Source organism: Geodermatophilus sp. SYSU D00663 (assembly GCF_054050655.1).
In genome coordinates this window covers 98,419-117,387 of sequence record NZ_JBJGZT010000016.1, presented here as the reverse complement: position 1 = coordinate 117,387, position 18,969 = coordinate 98,419, and the positions used below count along the sequence as shown (strand labels likewise).

22 protein-coding genes are annotated in these 18,969 nt (G+C 74.9%); 4 read left to right on the top strand and 18 right to left on the bottom strand.

Annotated features, from left to right (window positions below; genetic code table 11):
- Positions 1-123 precede the first annotated feature (123 nt).
- From fabG to ACI79Z_RS14235, 10 genes are all read right to left on the bottom strand, one after another.
- Positions 124-885 (bottom strand): 3-oxoacyl-ACP reductase FabG, encoded by a 762-nt coding sequence (gene fabG / locus ACI79Z_RS14280; protein WP_387989846.1) that lies wholly within the window; start codon positions 883-885, stop codon positions 124-126.
- Positions 886-1,042: 157 nt separating this feature from the next.
- Positions 1,043-1,462, bottom strand: coding sequence for a DUF350 domain-containing protein (locus ACI79Z_RS14275; protein ID WP_387989843.1), 420 nt, complete (start codon positions 1,460-1,462; stop codon positions 1,043-1,045).
- Between the two features lie 140 nt (positions 1,463-1,602).
- Complete coding sequence (locus ACI79Z_RS14270; RefSeq protein WP_456902989.1) at positions 1,603-2,028, bottom strand: AAA family ATPase; 426 nt, start codon at positions 2,026-2,028, stop codon at positions 1,603-1,605.
- Between the two features lie 146 nt (positions 2,029-2,174).
- Positions 2,175-2,441 carry a hypothetical protein gene (locus ACI79Z_RS14265; protein ID WP_387989837.1) on the bottom strand — a complete coding sequence of 89 codons (267 nt, stop codon included), beginning with the start codon at positions 2,439-2,441 and terminating at the stop codon, positions 2,175-2,177.
- Between the two features lie 85 nt (positions 2,442-2,526).
- Positions 2,527-3,852, bottom strand: coding sequence for an AI-2E family transporter (locus ACI79Z_RS14260; protein WP_456902988.1), 1,326 nt, complete (start codon positions 3,850-3,852; stop codon positions 2,527-2,529).
- A gap of 71 nt (positions 3,853-3,923) precedes the next feature.
- Positions 3,924-4,322 (bottom strand): ankyrin repeat domain-containing protein, encoded by a 399-nt coding sequence (locus ACI79Z_RS14255; RefSeq protein WP_387989832.1) that lies wholly within the window; start codon positions 4,320-4,322, stop codon positions 3,924-3,926.
- On the bottom strand, positions 4,319-5,086 hold the full coding sequence (locus tag ACI79Z_RS14250) for a dienelactone hydrolase family protein (RefSeq protein WP_456902987.1): 768 nt from the start codon (positions 5,084-5,086) through the stop codon (positions 4,319-4,321). The genes ACI79Z_RS14255 and ACI79Z_RS14250 overlap by 4 nt, the downstream gene beginning before the upstream one ends.
- 47 nt (positions 5,087-5,133) lie before the next feature.
- A complete protein-coding gene (locus ACI79Z_RS14245) occupies positions 5,134-5,673 on the bottom strand; it encodes a hypothetical protein (RefSeq protein ID WP_387989826.1) in 540 nt (179 codons plus the stop codon).
- A 68-nt stretch (positions 5,674-5,741) separates the two neighbouring features.
- Positions 5,742-6,287 (bottom strand): hypothetical protein, encoded by a 546-nt coding sequence (locus ACI79Z_RS14240; RefSeq protein WP_456902986.1) that lies wholly within the window; start codon positions 6,285-6,287, stop codon positions 5,742-5,744.
- 61 nt (positions 6,288-6,348) lie between these two features.
- A complete protein-coding gene (locus ACI79Z_RS14235; protein ID WP_387989820.1) occupies positions 6,349-6,813 on the bottom strand; it encodes a PPOX class F420-dependent oxidoreductase in 465 nt (154 codons plus the stop codon).
- Positions 6,814-6,891: 78 nt separating this feature from the next.
- On the opposite strand from ACI79Z_RS14235, the gene ACI79Z_RS14230 reads away from it, so the two are divergent.
- Positions 6,892-8,232 (top strand): AI-2E family transporter, encoded by a 1,341-nt coding sequence (locus tag ACI79Z_RS14230; protein WP_456902985.1) that lies wholly within the window; start codon positions 6,892-6,894, stop codon positions 8,230-8,232.
- Positions 8,233-8,317: 85 nt separating this feature from the next.
- On the top strand, positions 8,318-9,271 hold the full coding sequence (locus ACI79Z_RS14225) for a proteasome assembly chaperone family protein (protein WP_387989814.1): 954 nt from the start codon (positions 8,318-8,320) through the stop codon (positions 9,269-9,271).
- Here the strand turns inward: ACI79Z_RS14225 and ACI79Z_RS14220 are convergent.
- From ACI79Z_RS14220 to ACI79Z_RS14185, 8 genes are all read right to left on the bottom strand, one after another.
- Positions 9,268-10,575, bottom strand: a complete 1,308-nt coding sequence (locus ACI79Z_RS14220) for an MFS transporter (RefSeq protein WP_387989812.1) — start codon at positions 10,573-10,575, stop codon at positions 9,268-9,270. The two genes, ACI79Z_RS14225 and ACI79Z_RS14220, sit on opposite strands and share 4 nt — an antisense overlap.
- Positions 10,576-10,738: 163 nt before the next feature.
- The gene (locus tag ACI79Z_RS14215) at positions 10,739-12,403 is read right to left on the bottom strand and encodes a catalase (RefSeq protein ID WP_387989809.1); all 1,665 of its coding nucleotides are present in this window, start codon (positions 12,401-12,403) and stop codon (positions 10,739-10,741) included.
- A complete protein-coding gene (locus tag ACI79Z_RS14210) occupies positions 12,400-12,900 on the bottom strand; it encodes a Fur family transcriptional regulator (protein ID WP_387989806.1) in 501 nt (166 codons plus the stop codon). The genes ACI79Z_RS14215 and ACI79Z_RS14210 overlap by 4 nt, the downstream gene beginning before the upstream one ends.
- 106 nt (positions 12,901-13,006) lie before the next feature.
- Complete coding sequence (gene purU, locus ACI79Z_RS14205; protein ID WP_387989803.1) at positions 13,007-13,891, bottom strand: formyltetrahydrofolate deformylase; 885 nt, start codon at positions 13,889-13,891, stop codon at positions 13,007-13,009.
- Positions 13,892-13,937: 46 nt separating this feature from the next.
- Complete coding sequence (gene ligD, locus ACI79Z_RS14200; RefSeq protein WP_387989800.1) at positions 13,938-14,858, bottom strand: non-homologous end-joining DNA ligase; 921 nt, start codon at positions 14,856-14,858, stop codon at positions 13,938-13,940.
- Positions 14,859-14,868: 10 nt separating this feature from the next.
- Entirely contained in the window at positions 14,869-15,852 is a 984-nt protein-coding gene (gene ligD / locus ACI79Z_RS14195; protein WP_387989797.1) for a non-homologous end-joining DNA ligase, read from the bottom strand.
- A 9-nt stretch (positions 15,853-15,861) separates the two neighbouring features.
- Entirely contained in the window at positions 15,862-16,848 is a 987-nt protein-coding gene (gene ku, locus ACI79Z_RS14190) for a non-homologous end joining protein Ku (RefSeq protein WP_387989794.1), read from the bottom strand.
- A 131-nt stretch (positions 16,849-16,979) separates the two neighbouring features.
- Positions 16,980-17,594 (bottom strand): DUF1360 domain-containing protein, encoded by a 615-nt coding sequence (locus ACI79Z_RS14185; protein WP_387989791.1) that lies wholly within the window; start codon positions 17,592-17,594, stop codon positions 16,980-16,982.
- A 155-nt stretch (positions 17,595-17,749) separates the two neighbouring features.
- On the opposite strand from ACI79Z_RS14185, the gene ACI79Z_RS14180 reads away from it, so the two are divergent.
- Together ACI79Z_RS14180 and ACI79Z_RS14175 are read left to right on the top strand one after the other, a co-directional pair.
- Positions 17,750-18,265, top strand: coding sequence for a hypothetical protein (locus ACI79Z_RS14180; protein WP_387989788.1), 516 nt, complete (start codon positions 17,750-17,752; stop codon positions 18,263-18,265).
- 261 nt (positions 18,266-18,526) lie between these two features.
- The gene (locus ACI79Z_RS14175) at positions 18,527-18,925 is read left to right on the top strand and encodes an STAS domain-containing protein (RefSeq protein ID WP_387989785.1); all 399 of its coding nucleotides are present in this window, start codon (positions 18,527-18,529) and stop codon (positions 18,923-18,925) included.
- Positions 18,926-18,969: the final 44 nt, after the last annotated feature.

Sequence of the window (18,969 nt, the reverse complement as noted above, 5' to 3'; positions counted from 1 at the left end):
CGCCGGCCGCGTGAGCGCCGGCGCCGCGGGCCCGGGGCGGGACACGGCCGCCGCTCGACGACGCGACGGGGCCCGGCCGGGATCGCTCCCGGCCGGGCCCCGTGGGTCCGTGCGTGGTGGCCGTCAGGCCTTCGGGCCACCCGCGGCGTACACGACCTGACCCGAGACGAAGCCGGCACCCTCGCTGACGAAGAACGACACCAGGTGCGCGATGTCCTCGGGCTGGCCGACGCGGGCCACCGGGATCTGCGAGGCGGCGCCCTTGATGAAGTCGTCGAAGGGGATGCCCATGCGCTCGGCGGTGGCCATCGTCATCTCGGTCTGGATGAAGCCCGGGGCGATCGCGTTGGCGGTGACGCCGAACTTGCCCAGCTCGATGGCGAGGGTCTTGGTGAAGCCCTGCAGGCCCGCCTTCGCCGTCGAGTAGTTCGCCTGGCCGCGGTTGCCCAGCGCCGAGGTGCTCGACAGGTTCACGATCCGGCCCCACTTGGCCTCGACCATGTGCTTCTGGCAGGCCCGGCTCATGAGGAAGGCGCCGCGCAGGTGCACGTTCATGACCAGGTCCCAGTCGACCTCGGTCATCTTGAACAGCATGTTGTCGCGGATGACGCCCGCGTTGTTGACCAGGACGACGGGCGGGCCGAGCTCGGCGGCGATCCGGTCGACGGCGGCCTGCACCTGCTCGGCGTCGCTGACGTCGGCGCCCACGCCGAGCGCGCGCCCGCCGGCGGACTCGATCGCCTGCACGGTGTCCTTGGTGTTCGCCTCGTCGAGGTCGAGCACGGCGACGGCGAAGCCGTCGGCGGCCAGGCGCTTCGCCGTCGCGGCGCCGATGCCGCGCGCGGCGCCGGTCACGATGGCGACGCGGGGGGTGGCCTCGCTCATGGCAGTTCCTCTCGTTGGTGGCGGCGTCGTCGCCGGCCGGTCCGGGTGGGGGGCTCGGGCCGGGTCGACCCCGCGCCGGCCCCCGGGCTGCGCCGGACAGGTTACGGCGGGCTCCCGGAGCGCCCGGAGACGCCCCCGTACCGGTGCGCGGCGGCCGTCAGGGCCAGATCGAGGCGACGATGATCGCGGCGACCGAGAGCTGGGTCGCGGCCATCACCATGCTCGCGGGGTGGAAGCCGGTCTCGGTGACGAGCTGGCCCATCTTCCCCGGCGTGAGCAGGTCGAGGACGAGGAACGCGACGGCCTGCAGCACCACGCCGAGCAGGCCGAAGACCACGGTCCAGAGCAGCGCCTCCCCGAACCCGGACGTCGCGTTGGTCCAGATCGCGGCGAAGATGACCGCGCCCTGGGCGAGGAACCCGGCGGACAGGACGACCGCGGCACTCACCGACCGGTCCTCGTAGATGCGCCGGCCCAGGTGGCCGGGCGTCAGCAGGTCGAGGACGAGGAAGCCGAGGGCCAGCAGCACGAGGCCGACGGCGGTGTAGGCGACGGCGTAACCGATGCTGGCCAGCACGGGACGGGTACCTCCGGGGGACGGGAGCGGACGGGCCTGCCAGTTCCTACCGCACCGGCTCCCCCGGCCGCACGCGACGGTCCGGCCGGTCAGTCCCCCGGGCGCGCGACGTCACCCCGCACGACGTCACCCCGCGCGACCTAACCCCGCGCGACGTCACCCCGCACGACGTCACCCCGCACGACGTCGACCCGGTCGAAGCCCTCGGCCGCGGTGGGCGGGGCGAACCGCGCGCGGGCGGCGTGCACGCCGACCAGCGGCACCGGCGACTCGCGGGCCGCGTTGCGGGCCAGGCACTCCTCGAGCGGGGTGTCCACCCAGACCGCGCGCACCGGCACGCCGGCCGCGCGGGCCGCGGCGACCAGCGGCGCGCGCTCCTCCGGCGAGGGGCTGGTGTTGTCCACGACGACGCTGCGCCCGGCCGCCAGCAGCCCGGCGACGAGCCGCTGCTGCCGGGTCTCCCGCCGCCGGGCGCGGGGCCAGTGGTCCTTGCTCACCACCTCGTGCGTCGCGGCGAGGGTCCGCTGCACCCAGGTCGACTTGCCCGCGCCCTGCAGGCCGACCATCACCACCAGCTCGGGTGAGCTGCCGGAACGGCCTCCCTGCAGGGGCCCGCTGGGAGCCTCGATCGGCCTCCCTGCAGGGTCCCGCCGCGAGCCTGCGAGTGGCGGGGGGCAGGAGGGTCCTTCGAGGGGGGCAGGGAGGTCCTCCCTCACGCGCTGCGGCGCAGCGGGGTCACCGGCTCGTCGTCGTCCTCGAACACCGGGCGGGCCGCCGGGTGCTCGACCAGCGCGAGCACCCTCCCGGACATGAAGCGTGCGGTGCGCACGGGCGTGCCGCCGCGGGTGGTCTCGGTGACCTCCACGATGCCGCGGCCGTGGGACACGTCCACCCGGCGCCCGGCGCGGGTGGCCTCGATCTCGTAGGTTCGGGTGTCGCCACCGGCGTCGATGACGACCTCGACACGATCGCCCTTCACGGGTCCTCCTCGGGGTCTCGCCGGGACCGTTCCCCGGCTTGTGGACAACGTCCTCCCGACCCCTGACATTCCCAGAACGCGCTGATCAGTCCCCGGATCCACGCCGCGAGGGCCAGTGCGGGTGCAGCGCCCGGACCGAGGCCAGCGCCGCCCGCCGGGCCTGCGCGCGCTGCCGTGCGCGGCTGGTCCGCGGGGCTCTCGGCTCCTCCCGCAGCAGCGCGTCGAGCCAGTGCCCGCGCGGGTCGACGTCGACCAGCAGCGCCTTCACCAGCAGCGTGAGCGGGATGGCCAGCAGCGCGCCCAGCGCGCCCAGCACCCAGCCCCAGAACAACAGCGCGAGGAAGGTGACCGTCATCGACAGGCCCACCGAGTCGCCGACGAAGCGCGGCTGGATGAGCGTCTGCACGACGAAGTTGAGCAGCGAGTAGACGACGATGACCACCCAGAACTCGGTCCAGCCGCCGGCGAGCAGCCCGAGCAGCGCCGGCGGGATGACGCCGAGCACGAACCCGATGTTGGGCACGTAGTTGGTGATGAACGACAGCAGGCCCCACAGCACCGGCAGCGGGACCTCGAGGATCGCCAGCGCGACGGTGTCGCCCACCGCCACGATCGCGCCGAACACCGTGCTCACCAGCAGGTAGCTGCGGGTGCCGCGGGCGAACAGGCCGAGCGCGATGGGCAGGTGCGGCCGGTCCTCGGCGACCAGCGCCAGCCGGCGGCCGAACCCGCCGGACTCGATGGCGAGGAAGACCATCGCCGACAGCAGCAGCACCAGCGTGCTGGCGGTGTCGGTGACCCGGGCGAGCAGGTCGGTGGCCAGGCCCACGAGCTGGCCGTAGTCGAACCGGTCGACCAGGTCCTGGATCTGCGTCGAGGACAGCCCTGCCTCGTCGAGCCGCTGCACCGTGTCGTCCAGCAGCACCGCGAACTGCGGGGCGTAGTCGGGCAGCAGGACGGCGAACTGGGCGATCGCGACGACCAGCAGCGACCCGAGGCCGAGCAGCACGCCCCACACGAGCAGCAGCAGGACGCCGGCCGCCGCCCAGCGCGGCACGTGGTGGCGCAGCAGCCAGCGCTGCACCGGCATGAGCGCCACGACGACGACCAGCGCCAGGAGCACCGGCGCGACCAGCCAGGCGATCTCGCGCACCCCGGCGACGGCGATCGTCGCGGCCGCGGCGCCGACCAGCAGCACCAGCCAGCGGGGCAGCCCGCCCGGGCCGGTGAGCGGAGCGGCCGGTCCCGGCGCCGGGCCGCCGTCGAGGGGTGCGAGCGGGACGTCGGCGGCCAGGGGCAGCCCGTCGGCGAGGTCCCCCGGCAGCTCGGTGGGCTCCGGGGGGACCACCCGGGAGGCGCCGGAGCGCGCCCGCTCCGCACCCGGCTCGGGCAGGTGCGAGTGCGCGACCATGGACGTCCTCCCCCCGTGACGGCGCCGTGACGCCCCAGGGTGTCACGGCGGTGCGGCTCCCGCGGGGAGCCTCAGCCGGTGCGGCCCTCGAGCAGCGCGGCCATCTCCGGCAGGTCGAAGAACGCCGCGGTCTCGCGCGCGCTCGGCCCGCCGGCGTCGGGGTCGGCGCCGGCGGCCAGCAGCGCCCGTACGCCGGCCTCCGAGCGGCGGAACACCGCCGCGGCCAGCGCCGTCTGGCCCCGGTCGTTGGCCCGGCCCGGGTCGGCGCCGCGCTCGAGCAGCGCGGCCACCGTCCCCGGGTGGTCGTGGTAGGCGGCGAGGATCAGCAGCGTGTCGCCCTTGTCGTTGGTGAGGTCCACCGGGACGCCGGCGTCGACGTAGGCGACCAGCTCCTCGGTGTGGCCGAAGCGGGCGAGGTCGAAGACCCGCGCGGCCAGCTCGATGACCCCGGGGTCGATCGGCTCGCTCACGACCGCACCCCCGCCCCGAGGCCGTCGACGAGGGCCAGGATCCGCCGCCAGGCGTCCTGGCAGGCCTCCTCCCACTCGGGCGCGGCGCGGTCGAAGAAGGAGTGCGGGGCGCCGTCGTAGACCGCGGTCTCGACGTCGGCGCCCGCGGCGCGCATCGTCTCCGCGAGGGCGAGCTGGTCCTCGACGGGGGTGGCGGCGTCTGCACCGGCGATCACCATCAGCGTCGGGCGCGAGGCCCGCGCGGCGGCGTCGCCGACCATGGCCGGCCGGCCGTAGAAGCCCACGCAGGCGGCGACGTCGAGGTCGCCGCCGGACTGCCGCCAGGAGTGGCTGCCGCCGAAGCAGAAGCCGACGGTGACCACCGGCAGGTCGGGCCGGGTGCGCCGGCGCAGCTCGGCGACGGCCGCGGTGAGGTCGGCGTCGACGCCCTCGGGGGTGGTCTGCGGGACGTGCGTCTGCCAGTCGAAGCCCGCGTCGCGCGTGCCGCTCCCGGCCGTGCCGGCGGTGCGGCCGAAGTAGTCGAGGGCGACGGCGGGCACGCCGGCCTCGGCGAAGCGCTCGGTCAGCGCGACGTAGTACGGGTGCAGCCCGCGGATGTCCGGGAGGACCACCACGCCGGCGGGCGCGGCCGCGACGTCGGCGGGCAGCGCCCAGGCGGCGGAGACCTCCGTGCCGTCGGCCGCGGTGAGCACGGTGAGGCCGCGGTCGCCGACCTCCCCCGTGCGCGGCGGGGCGGGCGGGCGGCTGGCGGGGTCGTGGCACATGACCCTGTGCTACCAGGCGGCGCGGAGCACCGCGCGAGGGACCCGGGTCAGACGCCGCCGGTGCGCTCGGCGGCCCCCGCGCGGCCGCCGAAGACGGCGGCGGCCACCTCGCGGCGGGCGTCGGTGAGCCACGAGTACTGCCGGTGCGCCTGGTCGATGAGCCGGTCGAGCTCGGCCCGGTCCAGGCGGTCGTCGGCCTCGGCGACGATCCGCAGCGTCTCGAAGCCGCTGCGCTTGGCGCGCACCCCGGAGGCGAGGAACTCGAACTCGACGAGGTCCGACAGCGGCGAGCGGGACAGCAGCCGGCCGTTGAGCTTGGCGCGGGTGATCTTCTCCGCCAGCCAGACGCCGAGCTGCTTGTACTGCCGCACCGGGATGCCGAGCGCCCGGGCCGTGGCCAGCAGCGAGGACTTCTCCTCGCGCAGTTCGCCGAGCAGCTGGGTCAGCGGCGCCTCCCAGCGCGAGCCGCGGTGCACGCCCAGCATCCGGCAGACCAGCTCGATGCCGCCGGTGGCCGAGGCGAGGTGGTCGTTGACGTAGACGCCGAGGAGCTCGGCGTTGCGCAGCGGCTGCACGGGTTCGGACACGGGACCTCCTGCGGGGTGGGACGACCCCATCCTCCGCGACCGGTGATCACCGCGCGCGGCGGCGTCCCTCAACCGGGCGGCCGGCCGGCGGCGCGGGCGAGCAGCCGCGCGGCGGCCGGCCGCAGCTCCAGCTCCAGCTCCCAGGAGCCGGCGGTCAGGCGCTGCGCGACCGCCTGCCGGGAGACGCCCAGCTCGGCGGCCGCGGCGGCCCGCGTGGCGCCGGCCGCGACCAGGTCGACGGCGGCCCAGGCCGCGGCGCTGCGGCGGGCGAGGAGGACGGCGAGCGCGGTGAGCACCGCCTGGGCGTCGGCGGCGGCCTCGGCGTCGGACCCGCGCACGGCCAGCCGCGCCGGGCGGCGCCCGGCGGCCTCCAGGGCGCGGCGCGCGGCGAGCAGCACCGGGCCGTCACCGGGACCGGCCGGCGCGGCGCCGATGCCGATCCGCCGGCCGCCCTCCCGCACCAGCGCGACGACGGTGTCGACCGCGACCGGGGCGTCGTCGAGGACGGCCGCCCAGCCCTCCCCCACCGCCCGCGCGCCGGCCCCGAGGACCGCCGGGGGCGCGCCGGCGGCGGGGCCCGCGGTCAGCGGGGCGCAGGCGACGGCCAGGGGCACGCGCGCAGCGTCGCCGCCGGCCGGGCCGGGTGCAAGCTCCTGGGCTTGCCCGGCGCGCCGGTCAGTCCTGCGCGAGCTCGGGCGGGAAGCCGCCGGTGGCCACCGGGCCCCAGCGCTCGATCGTGACGCGCAGCAGCGACTTCCCCTGCCGGGCCATCGCGGCGCGGTACTCGTCCCAGTCGGGGTGCTCGCCGCTGATCGACCGGAAGTACTCGACCAGCGGCTCCAGCGCCTCCGGCAGGTCCAGCACCTCGGCCCGGCCGTCCACCTGCACCCACGCGCCGTCCCAGTCGTCGGACAGCACGCAGAGGGAGACGGCGGGGTCGCGGCGGGCGTTGCGCACCTTGGCGCGCTGCGGGTAGGTGCTGACGACGACCCGCCCCTCGGCGTCGACGCCGTAGGTCACCGGGGACAGCTGCACCCCGCCCTCGCGGCGCCGGGTGAGCAGCACCGCGCGGTGCCGCGGGCGGAGGAAGTCGAGCAGCTCGGCGCGCTCGACCCGGTCGGCTCTGGCGGTCCTGGGCACGTCCCCGACGCTAGCCGCGGCCTGCGCCCCTCCCGCCGTCGGGCGGTGGGCCGCGGTGATCCGTGGTGCGATGTGACCATGAGGTTCCGCCTGTCCGGACGCGCCGCCGGTGCTCCCCCGGCCCGGGACCGCGCGGCAGGCGCTGCGCCCGGCGACGTGCCCGGCGGCCGGCCGGTCGGCGACGAGCGCGCCACCCCCACGCTCACCGGCGAGGGCGGCCCGGGCGACCCGCGCGCCGACGACCACGACGCCACGGCGGCCCCCGCCCCGGCCTGGCAGCGCGGCGAGCGGGCGGTGTCGGCCACCCGCACGCTCGCCGTCGCCTCCGCGCAACTGCTGCTCATCAGCGCGGCACTGGTGGTGATCGGCTGGGTCCTCGGCAAGCTGTGGGTCATCCTGCTGCCGGTCATCCTCGGCCTGCTGTTCGCCACCGTGCTGTGGCCGCCCACCCGGTTCCTGCGCCGGCACGGCTGGCCCCCCGCCCTGGCCGCGGCGGTCGTGCTGCTGCTGTTCCTGGGCCTCATCGGAGGGCTCATCGCGGTCATCGCGCCACAGGTCGCCGACCAGGTCACCGAGCTCGCCGACCAGGCCGCCAGCGGCCTGGAGCAGGTCCAGCAGTGGCTGCAGGGGCCGCCGCTGAACATCGACGAGGAGCAGATCGGCCAGTACGTCGACCAGGCCATCGACTCGGTGCAGTCGAACGCCTCCAACATCGCGGGCTACGCCGCCACCGGCGCCTCCGCCGTCGGCAACGGCCTGCTCAACCTGCTGCTGGCGCTGGTGCTGGCGTTCTTCTTCATCAAGGACGGGCCGCGCTGGGTGCCGTGGCTGGCCGCGCAGACCGGGCCGAAGGCCGCCCCGCACGTGGCCGCGCTGTCGCAGAAGACCTGGTCGACCCTGTCGGAGTTCATCAAGCAGCAGGCCCTCGTCGGCTTCGTCGACGCCTTCTTCATCGGCATCGGGTTGTGGATCCTCGACGTGCCGCTGGTCGTGCCGCTGGCCGTGCTGACCTTCTTCGGCGCGTTCGTCCCGATCATCGGCGCGTTCGTCGCCGGCGCCTTCGCGGTGCTGATCGCCCTGGTCGACGAGGGCTTCACGGTGGCGCTGATCGTCTTCGGGATCGTGCTGCTGGTGCAGCAGATCGAGGGCAACGTGCTGCAGCCGATCATCCAGGGCCGCGGGTTCAACCTGCACGCCGCGGTGGTCATCCTCGCCGTCACCGCCGGCGGCAGCCTGGCCGGGATCGTCGGCGCCTTCCTCGGGGTGCCGGTGGCCGCGCTGATCGCCGTCGTCTACCGGTACACCCGCGACGCGCTCGACGGCCGCCATCCCGAGGTCGCCGACGACGGCACCCGCCACGAGGTGTCCGGCGACGACGACGGCGCCGTCCTGACCCGCTCCCCCGCGCCGCCGGCCTGACCGGACGGGAATGCCGGCCGGGCCGCCGTCGCTGTCGCCTGACGACGTCCGATCAGCAGGCGTCCGACCAGCAGGAGGTGCCCCCGTGGCGCAGCGACCGGAGGAGCTCGTCGAGCTCACTCCCGAGGCCGATCCGTTCGTCGCCGCCGAGGAGGCGGTCACCGGGGCCGCGCAGCGGCGGGGCCTGGTGCTCGTGCACGCCCTCGCGGGCGACTTCGACGCCGCCTCGTCCGCCCAGCTCGCCGCCTCGCACCTGCTGGCCTCGCTGCCGCACCGCACCGTCGCGCGCTTCGACGCGGACCTGCTGGTCGACTACCGCGCCCGCCGGCCGCGGATGACGTTCAACGGCGACCACTACGAGGACTTCGCCGCGCCGGAGATCGTGCTCTCGGCGCTGGAGGACGACGCCGGCGAGCCGTTCCTGCTGCTGCACGGCCCCGAGCCGGACTACCGGTGGGAGGGCTTCGCCGCCGCCGTCGTCGGGACGGTCGAGCGGCTCGGGGTGACCTCGGTGGTGGCGCTGCAGGCCATCCCGATGCCGGTGCCGCACACCCGGCCGGTGACGGTCACCGCGCACGCCACGCGCCGGCAGCTCATCGAGACCTACCCCGTCTACTGGGGCGAGCTACGCGTCCCGGGCAGCGCCTCGGCGCTGCTGGAGCTGCGCCTGGGCGAGGCCGGCGTGGACGCCCTCGGGGTGGCCGCGCACGTGCCGCACTACCTGGCGCAGGCCAGCTACCCGGCCGCCACGCTCACCCTGCTCGAGGAGCTGGGCCGGCTCACCGGGCTGCTGCTCCCCACCGAGACCCTGCGCGAGGCGGCGCAGCAGCACCGCACCGAGGTCGACGAGCAGATCGCCCGCTCGGCCGACAACACCGCCGTCGTGGCGGCGCTGGAGCAGCAGTACGACCAGTTCGCCGCCGCCCGCGAGGGCGAGGACCTGCTCGGCGGGGCCGGTGAGGTGCCCAGCGGCGACGAGATCGGCGCGGAGTTCGAGCGCTTCCTCGCCGAGCAGGACCGCCGCGGTCGAAGCGACTAGCGCGCGGGGCGCCGTGTCCGGGTGACGCTCAGGGCCAGCGCGCCCAGCGCGCCGACGACGGCGAACACGTAGAAGCCCCACGGGAAGGCGATGCCCGCCGTCACCAGCGCGCCGGTGACCACCGGCCCGACGATCGCGCCGATCCGGCCGGCGCCGGCCGACCAGCCCAGCGCGGTGGCGCGCACGGCCGGCGGGTGGTTGGCGCTGGTGAACGCGTAGACGAGCACCTGCGCCGAGAAGACGAAGCAGCCGGTGAGGAAGCACATCAGGTAGAGGCCCGCGGTGGGCAGCTCGACCGACAGCAGCGCCAGGAACAGCGCGCCGGAGGCGAACCAGATCATCCCGGCGGTGCGGGCGCCGATTCGGTCGGCGACCGTGCCGGCCACCAGCAGGCCGACGATGGCGCCGATGTTGAGCACCAGCAGGAACGCCAGCGAGTCGCCGAGGTCGTAGCCGGCCTCGCGCATGATCGTCGGCAGCCAGTTGTTCAGGCCGTAGACCAGCAGCAGCCCCATGAACGAGGTCACGCCGAGCGCCACGGTGTTGCGGGCGAACCCGCCGGTGAACAGCGAGCGGACGGTCGAGGCGGCGCCTGCGGTGGCGCCGGCCGGTGCCGGGCCGGGCGTGCTCTCCAGCTCCAGCCCGTGGCGGCGGGCCACCTCCTCGGCCTCCGCCCGCCGGCCGGCGGCCTGCAGGAAGGACGCCGACTCCGGCAGCCGGGCGAGCATGAGCGGGACGAGCACCAGGGCCGGGGCCGCGCCGATGACGAACATCCACCGCCAGCCCAGCGACGGGATGACCGGGATGGCCAGGGCCGCGGTGGCCACGGCGCCGACGTGGTAGCCGGTCATGATCGTCGTGGTGGCCCGGCCGCTGCGCCCGGCGCGGGTGAACTCGTTGACCATGGCGATGGCCGTCGGCAGGCAGCCGCCCAGGCCCAGGCCCGCGAGGAAGCGCAGCAGCCCGAACACGACCTCGTTGGGCGCGAACGCGCACAGCAGGGTGAACAGCGAGAAGGACGCCACGGCGCCGATGAGCGCCTTGCGGCGGCCGACCAGGTCGGTGAGCGTGCCGATGGTCAGCGCGCCGATCATCATGCCGACCAGGCCGACGGTGATCACCGCGGTGGCGCCGGTGCCGGTGAGGCCGAACTCCTCCGGCTCCTGCAGCGTGGGGACGACGGTCCCGACGACGACCAGGTCGAAGCCGTCGAGCAGCACCGCGATCCAGCACAGCGGCGCCACCCACCCGGCGGCGCGGGCGGCGGCGCCGGGCGTCGTCGAGCGGACGGGGGTCGAGCTCATCGGTGTCCTCCACGGCGACGGCGTCGGGGGTCGACCGACGGTAGGAGTGCCCCGCGCCGCGGCCCAATCGGCTCCCGCCCAGCGGAAGCCGGCCCGCCTGGAACGACAGCGGGCCGCGCCCGGGGATCCCGGACGCGGCCCGCTGCGGTGTGCCCTGCGGTGATCAGGCCTCGACGGTGACGTGCTCGTTGGGCACGCAGTGCGTCATCTGGTGGCCGGTGACGTCGCGCGGACCGTTCTTGCCGAGGTTGGCGGCGCGCTGCAGCTCCTCCTCGGTGAGGGTCTGCGTCTGCAGCGGCTCCAGGCCGCGGACGTCGTCGGCGGTGATGCCCAGGCCGTCGCCGACCCGCTGGCCCCACTCGTCGTCGCACATGAAGAAGTGCCAGACCATCCGCTCCTGGATCTCGCGGCGGCACTGCGAGAGGGCGTCGACCAGGTTCTTCACCAGGTCGTCCTTCTCCCACTGCTCCGAGAGCTGGTAGCGCTCGCCGGCCTGCGCGTAGTCGTTCGTGCGCGGGATCCGCTTGCGGGTGAGCCGGCCGGTGATGACCGGGCCCTGCTCGTCGTGCGTCGGGTACTGCGCCTCCCGCAGGCCGCCGAGGATCGACGGCTCGTAGTTCACGTGCGGGTTGGTGCCCTCGGCCCGGTCCACGCCGTAGGCCATCTGGCCGTCGCGCTGGTTGGTGGCCACCCGGGCCTTCGGCGCGTTCACCGGCAGCTGCAGGTAGTTCGGGCCGACCCGGTAGCGCTGGGTGTCGGAGTAGGAGAACGTCCGGCCGACGAGCATCTTGTCGTCGGAGAAGTCCAGGCCGTCGACCAGCACACCGGTGCCGAACGCGATCTGCTCGTTCTCGGTGAAGTTGTCCACCGGCATCCGGTTGAGCGTCATCGTCCCGACCTTGCGGACCGGGAACAGCTCCTCGGGCCAGACCTTGGTGTCGTCGAGCGGGTCGAAGTCCAGCTCCGGGTGCTCGTCGTCGCTCATGATCTGGACGTAGAGGTCCCACGACGGGTGGTCGCCGGCGGCGATGGCGTCGTGCAGGTCCTTGGTGTGCGTGCCCAGGCTCTTGGCCTGCGCGGCCGAGGCGTCCGCGGCGGTCCAGGACTTCACGCCCTGCTTCGGGTACCAGTGGTACTTGACCAGGACGGTCTCACCCTGGGCGTTGACCCACTTGTAGGTGTTCACGCCGAAGCCCTGCATGTGCCGGTAGCTGGCCGGCGTGCCCCGCGGGCTGAAGACCAGCGAGATCATGTGCATGGCCTCGGGGGTCTGGCTGAAGAAGTCGAACGCCCGCTCGGCGACGCTCGCCTCGAAGGTGACCGGGTCCGGCTTCTGGGAGTGGATGAAGTCGGGGAACTTGATGGCGTCGCGGATGAAGAAGACGCCGAGGTTGTTGCCGACGAGGTCCCAGTTGCCCTCCTCGGTGTAGAACTTCACGGCGAACCCGCGCGGGTCACGCGCGGACTCCGAGGAGTCGCGGCCACCGGCCACGGTGGAGAACCGCAGCGCGACGTCGGTGCGCTTGCCCTTCTCCTGGAACAGCTTGGCGCGCGTGTACCGGCTGATCGGCTCGTCGCCGACGGTGCCGTCGGCCTCGAAGTAGCCGAACGCGGTGATGCCGCGCGCGTGCACGACGCGCTCGGGGATCCGCTCCCGGTCGAAGTGGCTGATCTTCTCGAGGAACTGGTAGTTCTCCAGCGTCGCCGGGCCGCGCGCGCCCACCGTCCGCTGGTTCTGGTTGTCGTAGACCGGGTGGCCCTGACGGTTGGTCAGGACCGGGCGGTCCGCCTCGCTCGGGGCCGGGCCCTGCGATGCGACGTCGGTCATGCTCCTGCCTCTCCTCGGGTGTGGTGCTGTCCGGCCGTGGAACGGACGCGGACGGACGGGCCGGGGACGCCGGCCGGGTGGCCGGCGCCCCGGCAGTCGGGGCACAGGCCCCAGAACACGACCTCGGCCTCGTCGACGACGAAGCCGGCCGTGTCCGACGGGACCAGGCACGGTGCCGCGCCCACGGTGCAGTCGACGTCGGCGACCGCACCGCACGAGCGGCAGACCAGGTGGTGGTGGTTGTCCCCCACGCGGACCTCGTACAGCGCCGGCGCGCCCGCGGGCTCGACCCGGCGGGCCAGCCCGACGGCGACCAGCGCCTTGAGGACGCCGTACACCGCCTGCGGCGAGAGCGTGGGGTGCGCCCGGCGGGCCACCGTGACCAGCGTGTCCGCATCGGCGTGCGGATGGGCGGCGAGGGCGTCGAGGACCGCGAGCCGGGGCCGGGTGACCCGCAGCCCGGCGTCGCGCAGCCGCGGCGCCCACGTCGTCTCCATCGGGTCCCACCCAACCCGCTTTTCTTTAGTCAGTCAAATCAAGGGCACGTGTCGGGTGGGGCTCCCCGCCGGTCCACCGGTACCCGGGTGGGGAGGAACACACGCCTCAGGCGAAGACGATGGTGCGGTCGCCCAGGACGACGACGCGCTCCTCCACGTGCCAGGTCACCGCCTGGGCGAGCACCTGGCGCTCCACGTACCGGCCGATGCGGCGCATGTCCTCGACGGTGGCGCGGTGGTCGACCCGGGCCACCTCCTGCTCGATGATCGGGCCGGCGTCGAGCTCCGGGGTGACGTAGTGCGCCGTCGCGCCGATCAGCTTCACGCCGCGGTCGTGCGCCGCCTGGTACGGGTTCGCCCCGACGAAGGCCGGCAGGAAGCTGTGGTGGATGTTGATCAGCCGCTCGGGGAAGCGGCTGCAGAAGTCCGCCGAGACGATCTGCATGTAGCGGGCGAGCACCACCAGGTCGACGTCGCCGACCAGCTCCAGCGCCCGCGCCTCGGCCTCGGCCTTGGTCGCCGGCGTGACCGGCACGTGGTGGAAGGGCACCCCGGCTGCCGCGGCCACCGGCTCGAGGTCGGGGTGGTTGGAGACGACGGCGGTGATGTCGGCGCGCAGGTCCCCGGCGCGGACCCGGTAGAGCAGCTCCTGCAGCACGTGGTCGGTCCTCGACACGAACACCGCCAGCCGCGGCCGGCGCGCGGCCTCGGACAGCCGCCAGGTCAGCTGCCACTGCGCGGCGAGCAGCTCCAGCGCGCCCTCCAGCTGCCGGCGGCGGGTGGCCAGCCCGGGCAGCACGAACTCCAGCCGCAGGGTGAACACCCCGCCGGTCGGGTCCGAGGAGTGCTGCTGCGACTCGGTGATGTTCGCGCCGACGTCGGCCAACAGCCGGGACAGCACCGCGACGATCCCCGGCCGGTCCGGGCAGCGGACGACCAGCCGCCCGACGTCGGCGGTGGCGGGGTCGTGCGCGATCGGGGCAGCGGACACGGTCGGCATGGTGGCAGGGACGCCCGCCTCCGCCGCCCGGCGGGGGTCAGACGGCGGGCAGGCGGGCGCGGGTGCGGGCGGCGACGTCGAACAGGTCGCCGTACTCCTCCACCCGGGCGAGCACCTCCTCGGTGCGGAAGCGCAGCTCGGCGGGGTCGGCGCCGTCGCGGACGGCGTCCACCTCGTCCCACCCGATCGGCGTGGACACCGGGGCGTCGGGGCGGGCGCGCATCGAGTACGGGGCGACCGTCGTCTTGGCGGGGTTGTTCTGGCTCCAGTCGACGAGCACCTTGCCCGGCCGCAGCACCTTCTCCATCCGCCAGACGACGCGGTCGGGCGTCTCGGCCGACAGCTCCTGGGCCAGCGCCTTGGCGTAGCGGGACGGGTGCTCGCGGTCGGTCACCCGGATCGGCGCGTAGACCTGCACCCCCTTCGACCCCGACGTCTTGACCACCGGGTCCAGCCCGTCGTCGACCAGCCGCACCCGCAGCCGCTCGGCGACGTCGCAGCACTCGCGGATCCCGGCGTCCGGGCCGGGGTCGAGGTCCAGGACGAGCAGGTCCGGCAGCGTCGGCTGCAGCTTGCTGCCCACCTGCCACTGCGGCACGTGCAGCTCCAGCGCGGCCAGGTTCGCCGCCCAGGCGAGGTCGGCGACGGTCTCCAGGACCACCATCTCCAGCACCTCGCGGTCCCGCGAGCTGCCGGGGCTCGGCACGGTCACCTTCCGCACCCAGTCCGGCGCGTGCCGGGCGCTGTTCTTCTCGTAGAACGCCTGCCCCTCGACGCCGTCGGGCCAGCGGGTGAACGTGACCGGCCGGCCGGACAGGTGCGGCAACAGCACCGGCGCGATCCGCACGTAGTAGTCGATCACCGCGGCCTTGGTGAACGAGACCTCGGGGAAGAGCACCTTGTCGAGGTTGGACACCGACAGCTGCCGGCCCTCCACCCGCACCCGCTGGCGGTCCATCAGGCTCCCCTCAGGGGGACCACTCCACGACGACGTCGTCGACGTCGAGGTCCTCGCGCAGCCCCCGCCACGCAGGGTGGCGCATCCGGCCGTCCGCGGTCCACGCGGCGAAGGCCACCTCGCCGACCAGCTCGGGCTCCGCCCACCGCGCGTCGCGGGCCACGTCGCGCGGGACGGCGCCGGCGAAGGGCGGGGTGCGGCGCGGGGTGAGCAGCCCGCCGAGCTCGCGCAGCACCGCGTCGGTGAACCCGGTGCCGACGTGCCCGGCGTAGACCAGCCGGCCGTCGTCGTCGTGGACGCCGACCAGCAGCGACCCCACTCCCCCGGCCCGCCGCCCCCTGCCCGGCCGCCACCCGCCGACGACGACGCTCTGCGTGCGGACGTGCTTGACCTTGCGCCACTCCGGCGAGCGCGCGCCCGGCCGGTACGGCGAGTCCAGCCGCTTGGCGACCACGCCCTCCAGCCCGTTGTCCCGGCTGGCCGCGTGCACGTCGGCGCCGCCGCCGCGGAACCACGGGGTCGCCGCCCAGCGGTGCCCCTGCGGGGCGAGCGCGTCCAGGCGCTCCCGCCGCCGCGCGTAGGGCAGCCCGAGCAGGCTGCGGCCGCGCTCGGCCAGCAGGTCGAAGACCAGGTAGGTGACCGGTGCCGCGGCCGCGAGCCGGGCGACCTCCGGGCCGCCGGTGCGGTGCATGCGGTTCTGCAGCAGCCCGAAGTCCGGGCGGCCCAGCCGGTCGAGGGCCACCACCTCGCCGTCCAGGACGGCGTCGACACCGGCGAGGGTGTCCGGCAGTCGGCCGAGTTCGGGATAACGGTCGGCCAGCTGGGTGCCGCTGCGCGCCCACAGGTCCACCCGGCCGTCGCGGACCGCCGCGAGCGCCCGGACGCCGTCCCACTTGAACTCGTAGCCCCACGCGGCGTCGTCGGCCGGCAGCTCGCCGGCGACGGCGAGCATCGGCGCCGGCACCGGCGGCTCGGGCAGGGCGGGACGGACCATCCGCGCGGCTCAGGCGCTGCGGCGGGACGTGCGCTTGGCCGGCTCCTTCTTGGCGGCCGTGACCTTGCGCGCGCGGGTCGTGCGGGCCGGCGCCTCCTCGGCCGCCTCCTCCGCCGGTGCCTTCCTCGCCGACACCTTCTTCGCCGCCACCTTCTTCGCCGCGGCCTTCCTGGCGGGCTCGCGGGCCGGTGCCGCCTCCGCGGGCGCCGCGTCGTCGGCGGCGCCGCCGCGGGCGCGTTCGACGCTGCGCCGCAGCGCGCTCATCAGGTCGACGACGGCCGCGCCGGGGTCGGCGGTCTCGGGCACCGGCTGCACGTCGCCGCCGGTCTGCTTGGCCTCGAGCAGGGCGGTCATCGCCTCGCGGTAGTCGTCGGTGAACTCGGCGGGGTCGAAGTCGCCGGTCATCGAGGTGATCAGCGCCTCGGCCATCTGCAGCTCCTGCGGCCGCACCGGGACGTCCTCGTCGAGGAAGCCGAAGTCGGGACGGCGGATCTCGTCGGGCCAGCGCATGGTGTGCAGCACCAGGACGCCGTCGCGGACCCGCATGGCGGCCAGCGACTCCCGCTGCCGCAGCGCGATCTTGGTGATCGCGACCCGGCCGGTGTTCTCCAGCGCGTCGCGCAGCAGCACGTAGGGGCGGGTGGCCGGGCCGTCGGGCTCGAGGTAGTAGGTCTTCTCGAACTGGATCGGGTCGATCTCCGCCTGCTCGACGAACTGCAGGACCTCGATCTCCCGCCGGGTGGCCAGCGGCAGCTCGGCGAGGTCGTCGTCGGTCAGGACCACCAGCTGGCCGTCGGGCAGCTCGTAGCCCTTGGCGATGTCGCCGTACTCGACCTCCTCGCCGTCGATCGAGCAGATCCGCTTGTACTTGACCCGCCCGCCGTCGACGGCGTGCACCTGGTGGAAGCGGACGTCCCTGTCCTCGGTCGCGGTGTAGAGCTTCACCCCGATGCTGACCAGGCCGAACGAGACCGCGCCGCGCCAGATCGAGCGCATGTCACTCCCCTTCCCCGGGCTCCGCGACCGCGGGGCGGCGCGGCCCGCAGGATAGGTGCGGGCCGGCGCCCCCAGCAGCGCGATCGCTGGTGATCTCCTCCGCCCGGGGGAAGCGGGCGTCCTCCTCGGCTCTACTCGGCGTGCCGGCCCGTGGGGTCGGCGTCGGTGTCAGCATCCACGCCCGCCGCCTCCCGTGGCGACGGCTCGAGCGCGCCGTTCTGGATGGCGTCGTAGACGAACTGCAGGACGTCGCTGCCCGCCACCAGCGTCATGGTGAACGCGGCCAGCCGGGTCGCCCGCGGCGCTGCCGCGTAGCCGAACACCAGCCCCGTGGCCACCCACTGGGCCAGGCAGAACGGGCAGGTCAGCAGCTCGCCGACGGCGTGCTTGACCCCACCGTGCTCACGGACCTCCTCCGCCACCTCCGCGTGCCCGGACGGTCCCTGGAACGCCGTGAAGGGTGCGCGCAGCGGGGCGGTGACGGGGTCCTTGGCGATCCGGCGGGCCAGCCGGAAGGTCGCCACCGCGAGGAGCACGGCGTCCCCCGGCGGGATTCGGTCGGGCAGTTCCCTCCCGGACGCCCGCACCGCCGCCGCGCCGGCCGAGACCAGCCCCAGGTACACCCCCATCGCCCCGAGGTCGCCGGCGAGCGGGCGGGGCTCGCCCTGCGTGTACTCGCGCCCCTGGGTCCGCGCCCAGCGGCGGATCGGCGCTCCGATCCGCTGCACCTCGTCTGCGATCGCCATGCCGCCCCGCTACCCGTGCGGCCGGTGCGCCATGCCGCGGTGCGCCTCCCGTCACGGTCCGCGCCCGCCCGCATGGCTTCCGGGGAGGCGGGTAGGCGGCAGGGCAGTCCGCCGCCGGGAGCACCGTCCGGCGGCCCGAGAGAGAGGAACCCTCCATGACCGAGCCGGACGACCGCGGGGCGGTCCACTCCGCGCAGAACGACGCCGAGTTCCCCGACGACGAGCGGGGTCTGACCGGTGTGCGCGAGGGCGGCGCGCCGGGCTCCCAGGGGCAGACCGCCCGCGACGTCTTCCCCGAGGACAACGGCGTGCCGGACGTCTCGCAGGACGACTTCCCCACCGTGCAGCTCTCCGAGGACCCGCAGTTCGCCCCCGAGCCGGGCGACCGGGAGGACGAGCCGGTCGGTTTCGGGACGACGGCGCGCGAGCAGCAGGAGGGCGAGTCGCTGACCGCCCGCCTGGAGGAGGAGATCCCCGACGACGACCCCGGCGTGCGCCCCGCCGAGGACCCGGGCCGTGGCATCGGGCAGCTCGAGCAGGACTACGACACCACCCCGGACAGCGACTCCGGGACCAACCGCACCGCCGACGACGTCGAGGCCGCGCTCGATCCGGTGGTCGGCGGCGAGGGGCCCGAGGAGGCGGCGGTCCACGTCGTCGAGAACACCTGACGCCACTCTCCAGCACCGTTGCGTCACCGGCCCGGGTGAGCGCCACCACGCGCTCGCCCGGGCTGGTTGGCGGACGGCCACCGGGTTGTCTACGTTGTAAATGCGGTTGAGCAGGCAGCCGCGCGCGCCGGCGGCGGACCGCCTCCGGCGTGTCCACTGCAACGCCGGCCTGCCCGGGGGTGACGACACCCCTGAGGCGCCCGGCGGTAGATTGACCGGTGGCCGCACCGCTCGGCGTGGCCACTGAGAGGAGCTGCGTCCGTGACCGCATCCGACCTGCCCGCCGGGGGGCAGCACGACGTGTCGACCGAGGGCACGGAGGCACCCTTCGACGACGTGATCACGCTCTCGACCTCCACCAGCGAGGACGGCGCGGTCACGGTGACGGTCGTCGGCGAGGTCGACACCTTCACCGCCCCGGTGCTGCGCTCCTCGCTGGACACCCAGCTCGAGCAGCAGCCCCGCGAACTGGTCATCGACCTGTCGGGGGTCCAGTTCCTGGGCTCCGCCGGCCTGGCCGTGCTCGTCGAGACCCAGAAGTCGGCGAAGTCCCGGGACGTCGAGCTGCGCCTGGTCGCCACCACCCGGGCGGTCACCCGCCCGCTGGAGGTCACCGGCCTGATCGACCTGTTCACCATCGTGGACAGCAGCGCCCGCTGACCCCTCCGCACGACCTGCGACGAGGCCCCGCTCCGGCGGGGCCT

What these genes read in the sequence shown, in the direction of transcription:
- ACI79Z_RS14220 (WP_387989812.1), bottom strand. Translation starts at nt 10,575, where the DNA reads ATGAGCTCGACCCCCGTCCGCTCGACGACGCCCGGCGCCGCCGCCCGC.
- ligD (WP_387989800.1), bottom strand. Translation starts at nt 14,858, where the DNA reads ATGGACCGCCAGCGGGTGCGGGTGGAGGGCCGGCAGCTGTCGGTGTCC.
- ACI79Z_RS14250 (WP_456902987.1), bottom strand. Translation starts at nt 5,086, where the DNA reads ATGTGCCACGACCCCGCCAGCCGCCCGCCCGCCCCGCCGCGCACGGGG.
- ACI79Z_RS14270 (WP_456902989.1), bottom strand. Translation starts at nt 2,028, where the DNA reads ATGGTCGGCCTGCAGGGCGCGGGCAAGTCGACCTGGGTGCAGCGGACC.
- ACI79Z_RS14215 (WP_387989809.1), bottom strand. Translation starts at nt 12,403, where the DNA reads ATGACCGACGTCGCATCGCAGGGCCCGGCCCCGAGCGAGGCGGACCGC.
- ACI79Z_RS14185 (WP_387989791.1), bottom strand. Translation starts at nt 17,594, where the DNA reads ATGGCGATCGCAGACGAGGTGCAGCGGATCGGAGCGCCGATCCGCCGC.
- ACI79Z_RS14260 (WP_456902988.1), bottom strand. Translation starts at nt 3,852, where the DNA reads ATGGTCGCGCACTCGCACCTGCCCGAGCCGGGTGCGGAGCGGGCGCGC.
- ligD (WP_387989797.1), bottom strand. Translation starts at nt 15,852, where the DNA reads ATGGTCCGTCCCGCCCTGCCCGAGCCGCCGGTGCCGGCGCCGATGCTC.
- ACI79Z_RS14230 (WP_456902985.1), top strand. Translation starts at nt 6,892, where the DNA reads ATGAGGTTCCGCCTGTCCGGACGCGCCGCCGGTGCTCCCCCGGCCCGG.
- ACI79Z_RS14210 (WP_387989806.1), bottom strand. Translation starts at nt 12,900, where the DNA reads ATGGAGACGACGTGGGCGCCGCGGCTGCGCGACGCCGGGCTGCGGGTC.
- fabG (WP_387989846.1), bottom strand. Translation starts at nt 885, where the DNA reads ATGAGCGAGGCCACCCCCCGCGTCGCCATCGTGACCGGCGCCGCGCGC.
- ku (WP_387989794.1), bottom strand. Translation starts at nt 16,848, where the DNA reads ATGCGCTCGATCTGGCGCGGCGCGGTCTCGTTCGGCCTGGTCAGCATC.
- ACI79Z_RS14180 (WP_387989788.1), top strand. Translation starts at nt 17,750, where the DNA reads ATGACCGAGCCGGACGACCGCGGGGCGGTCCACTCCGCGCAGAACGAC.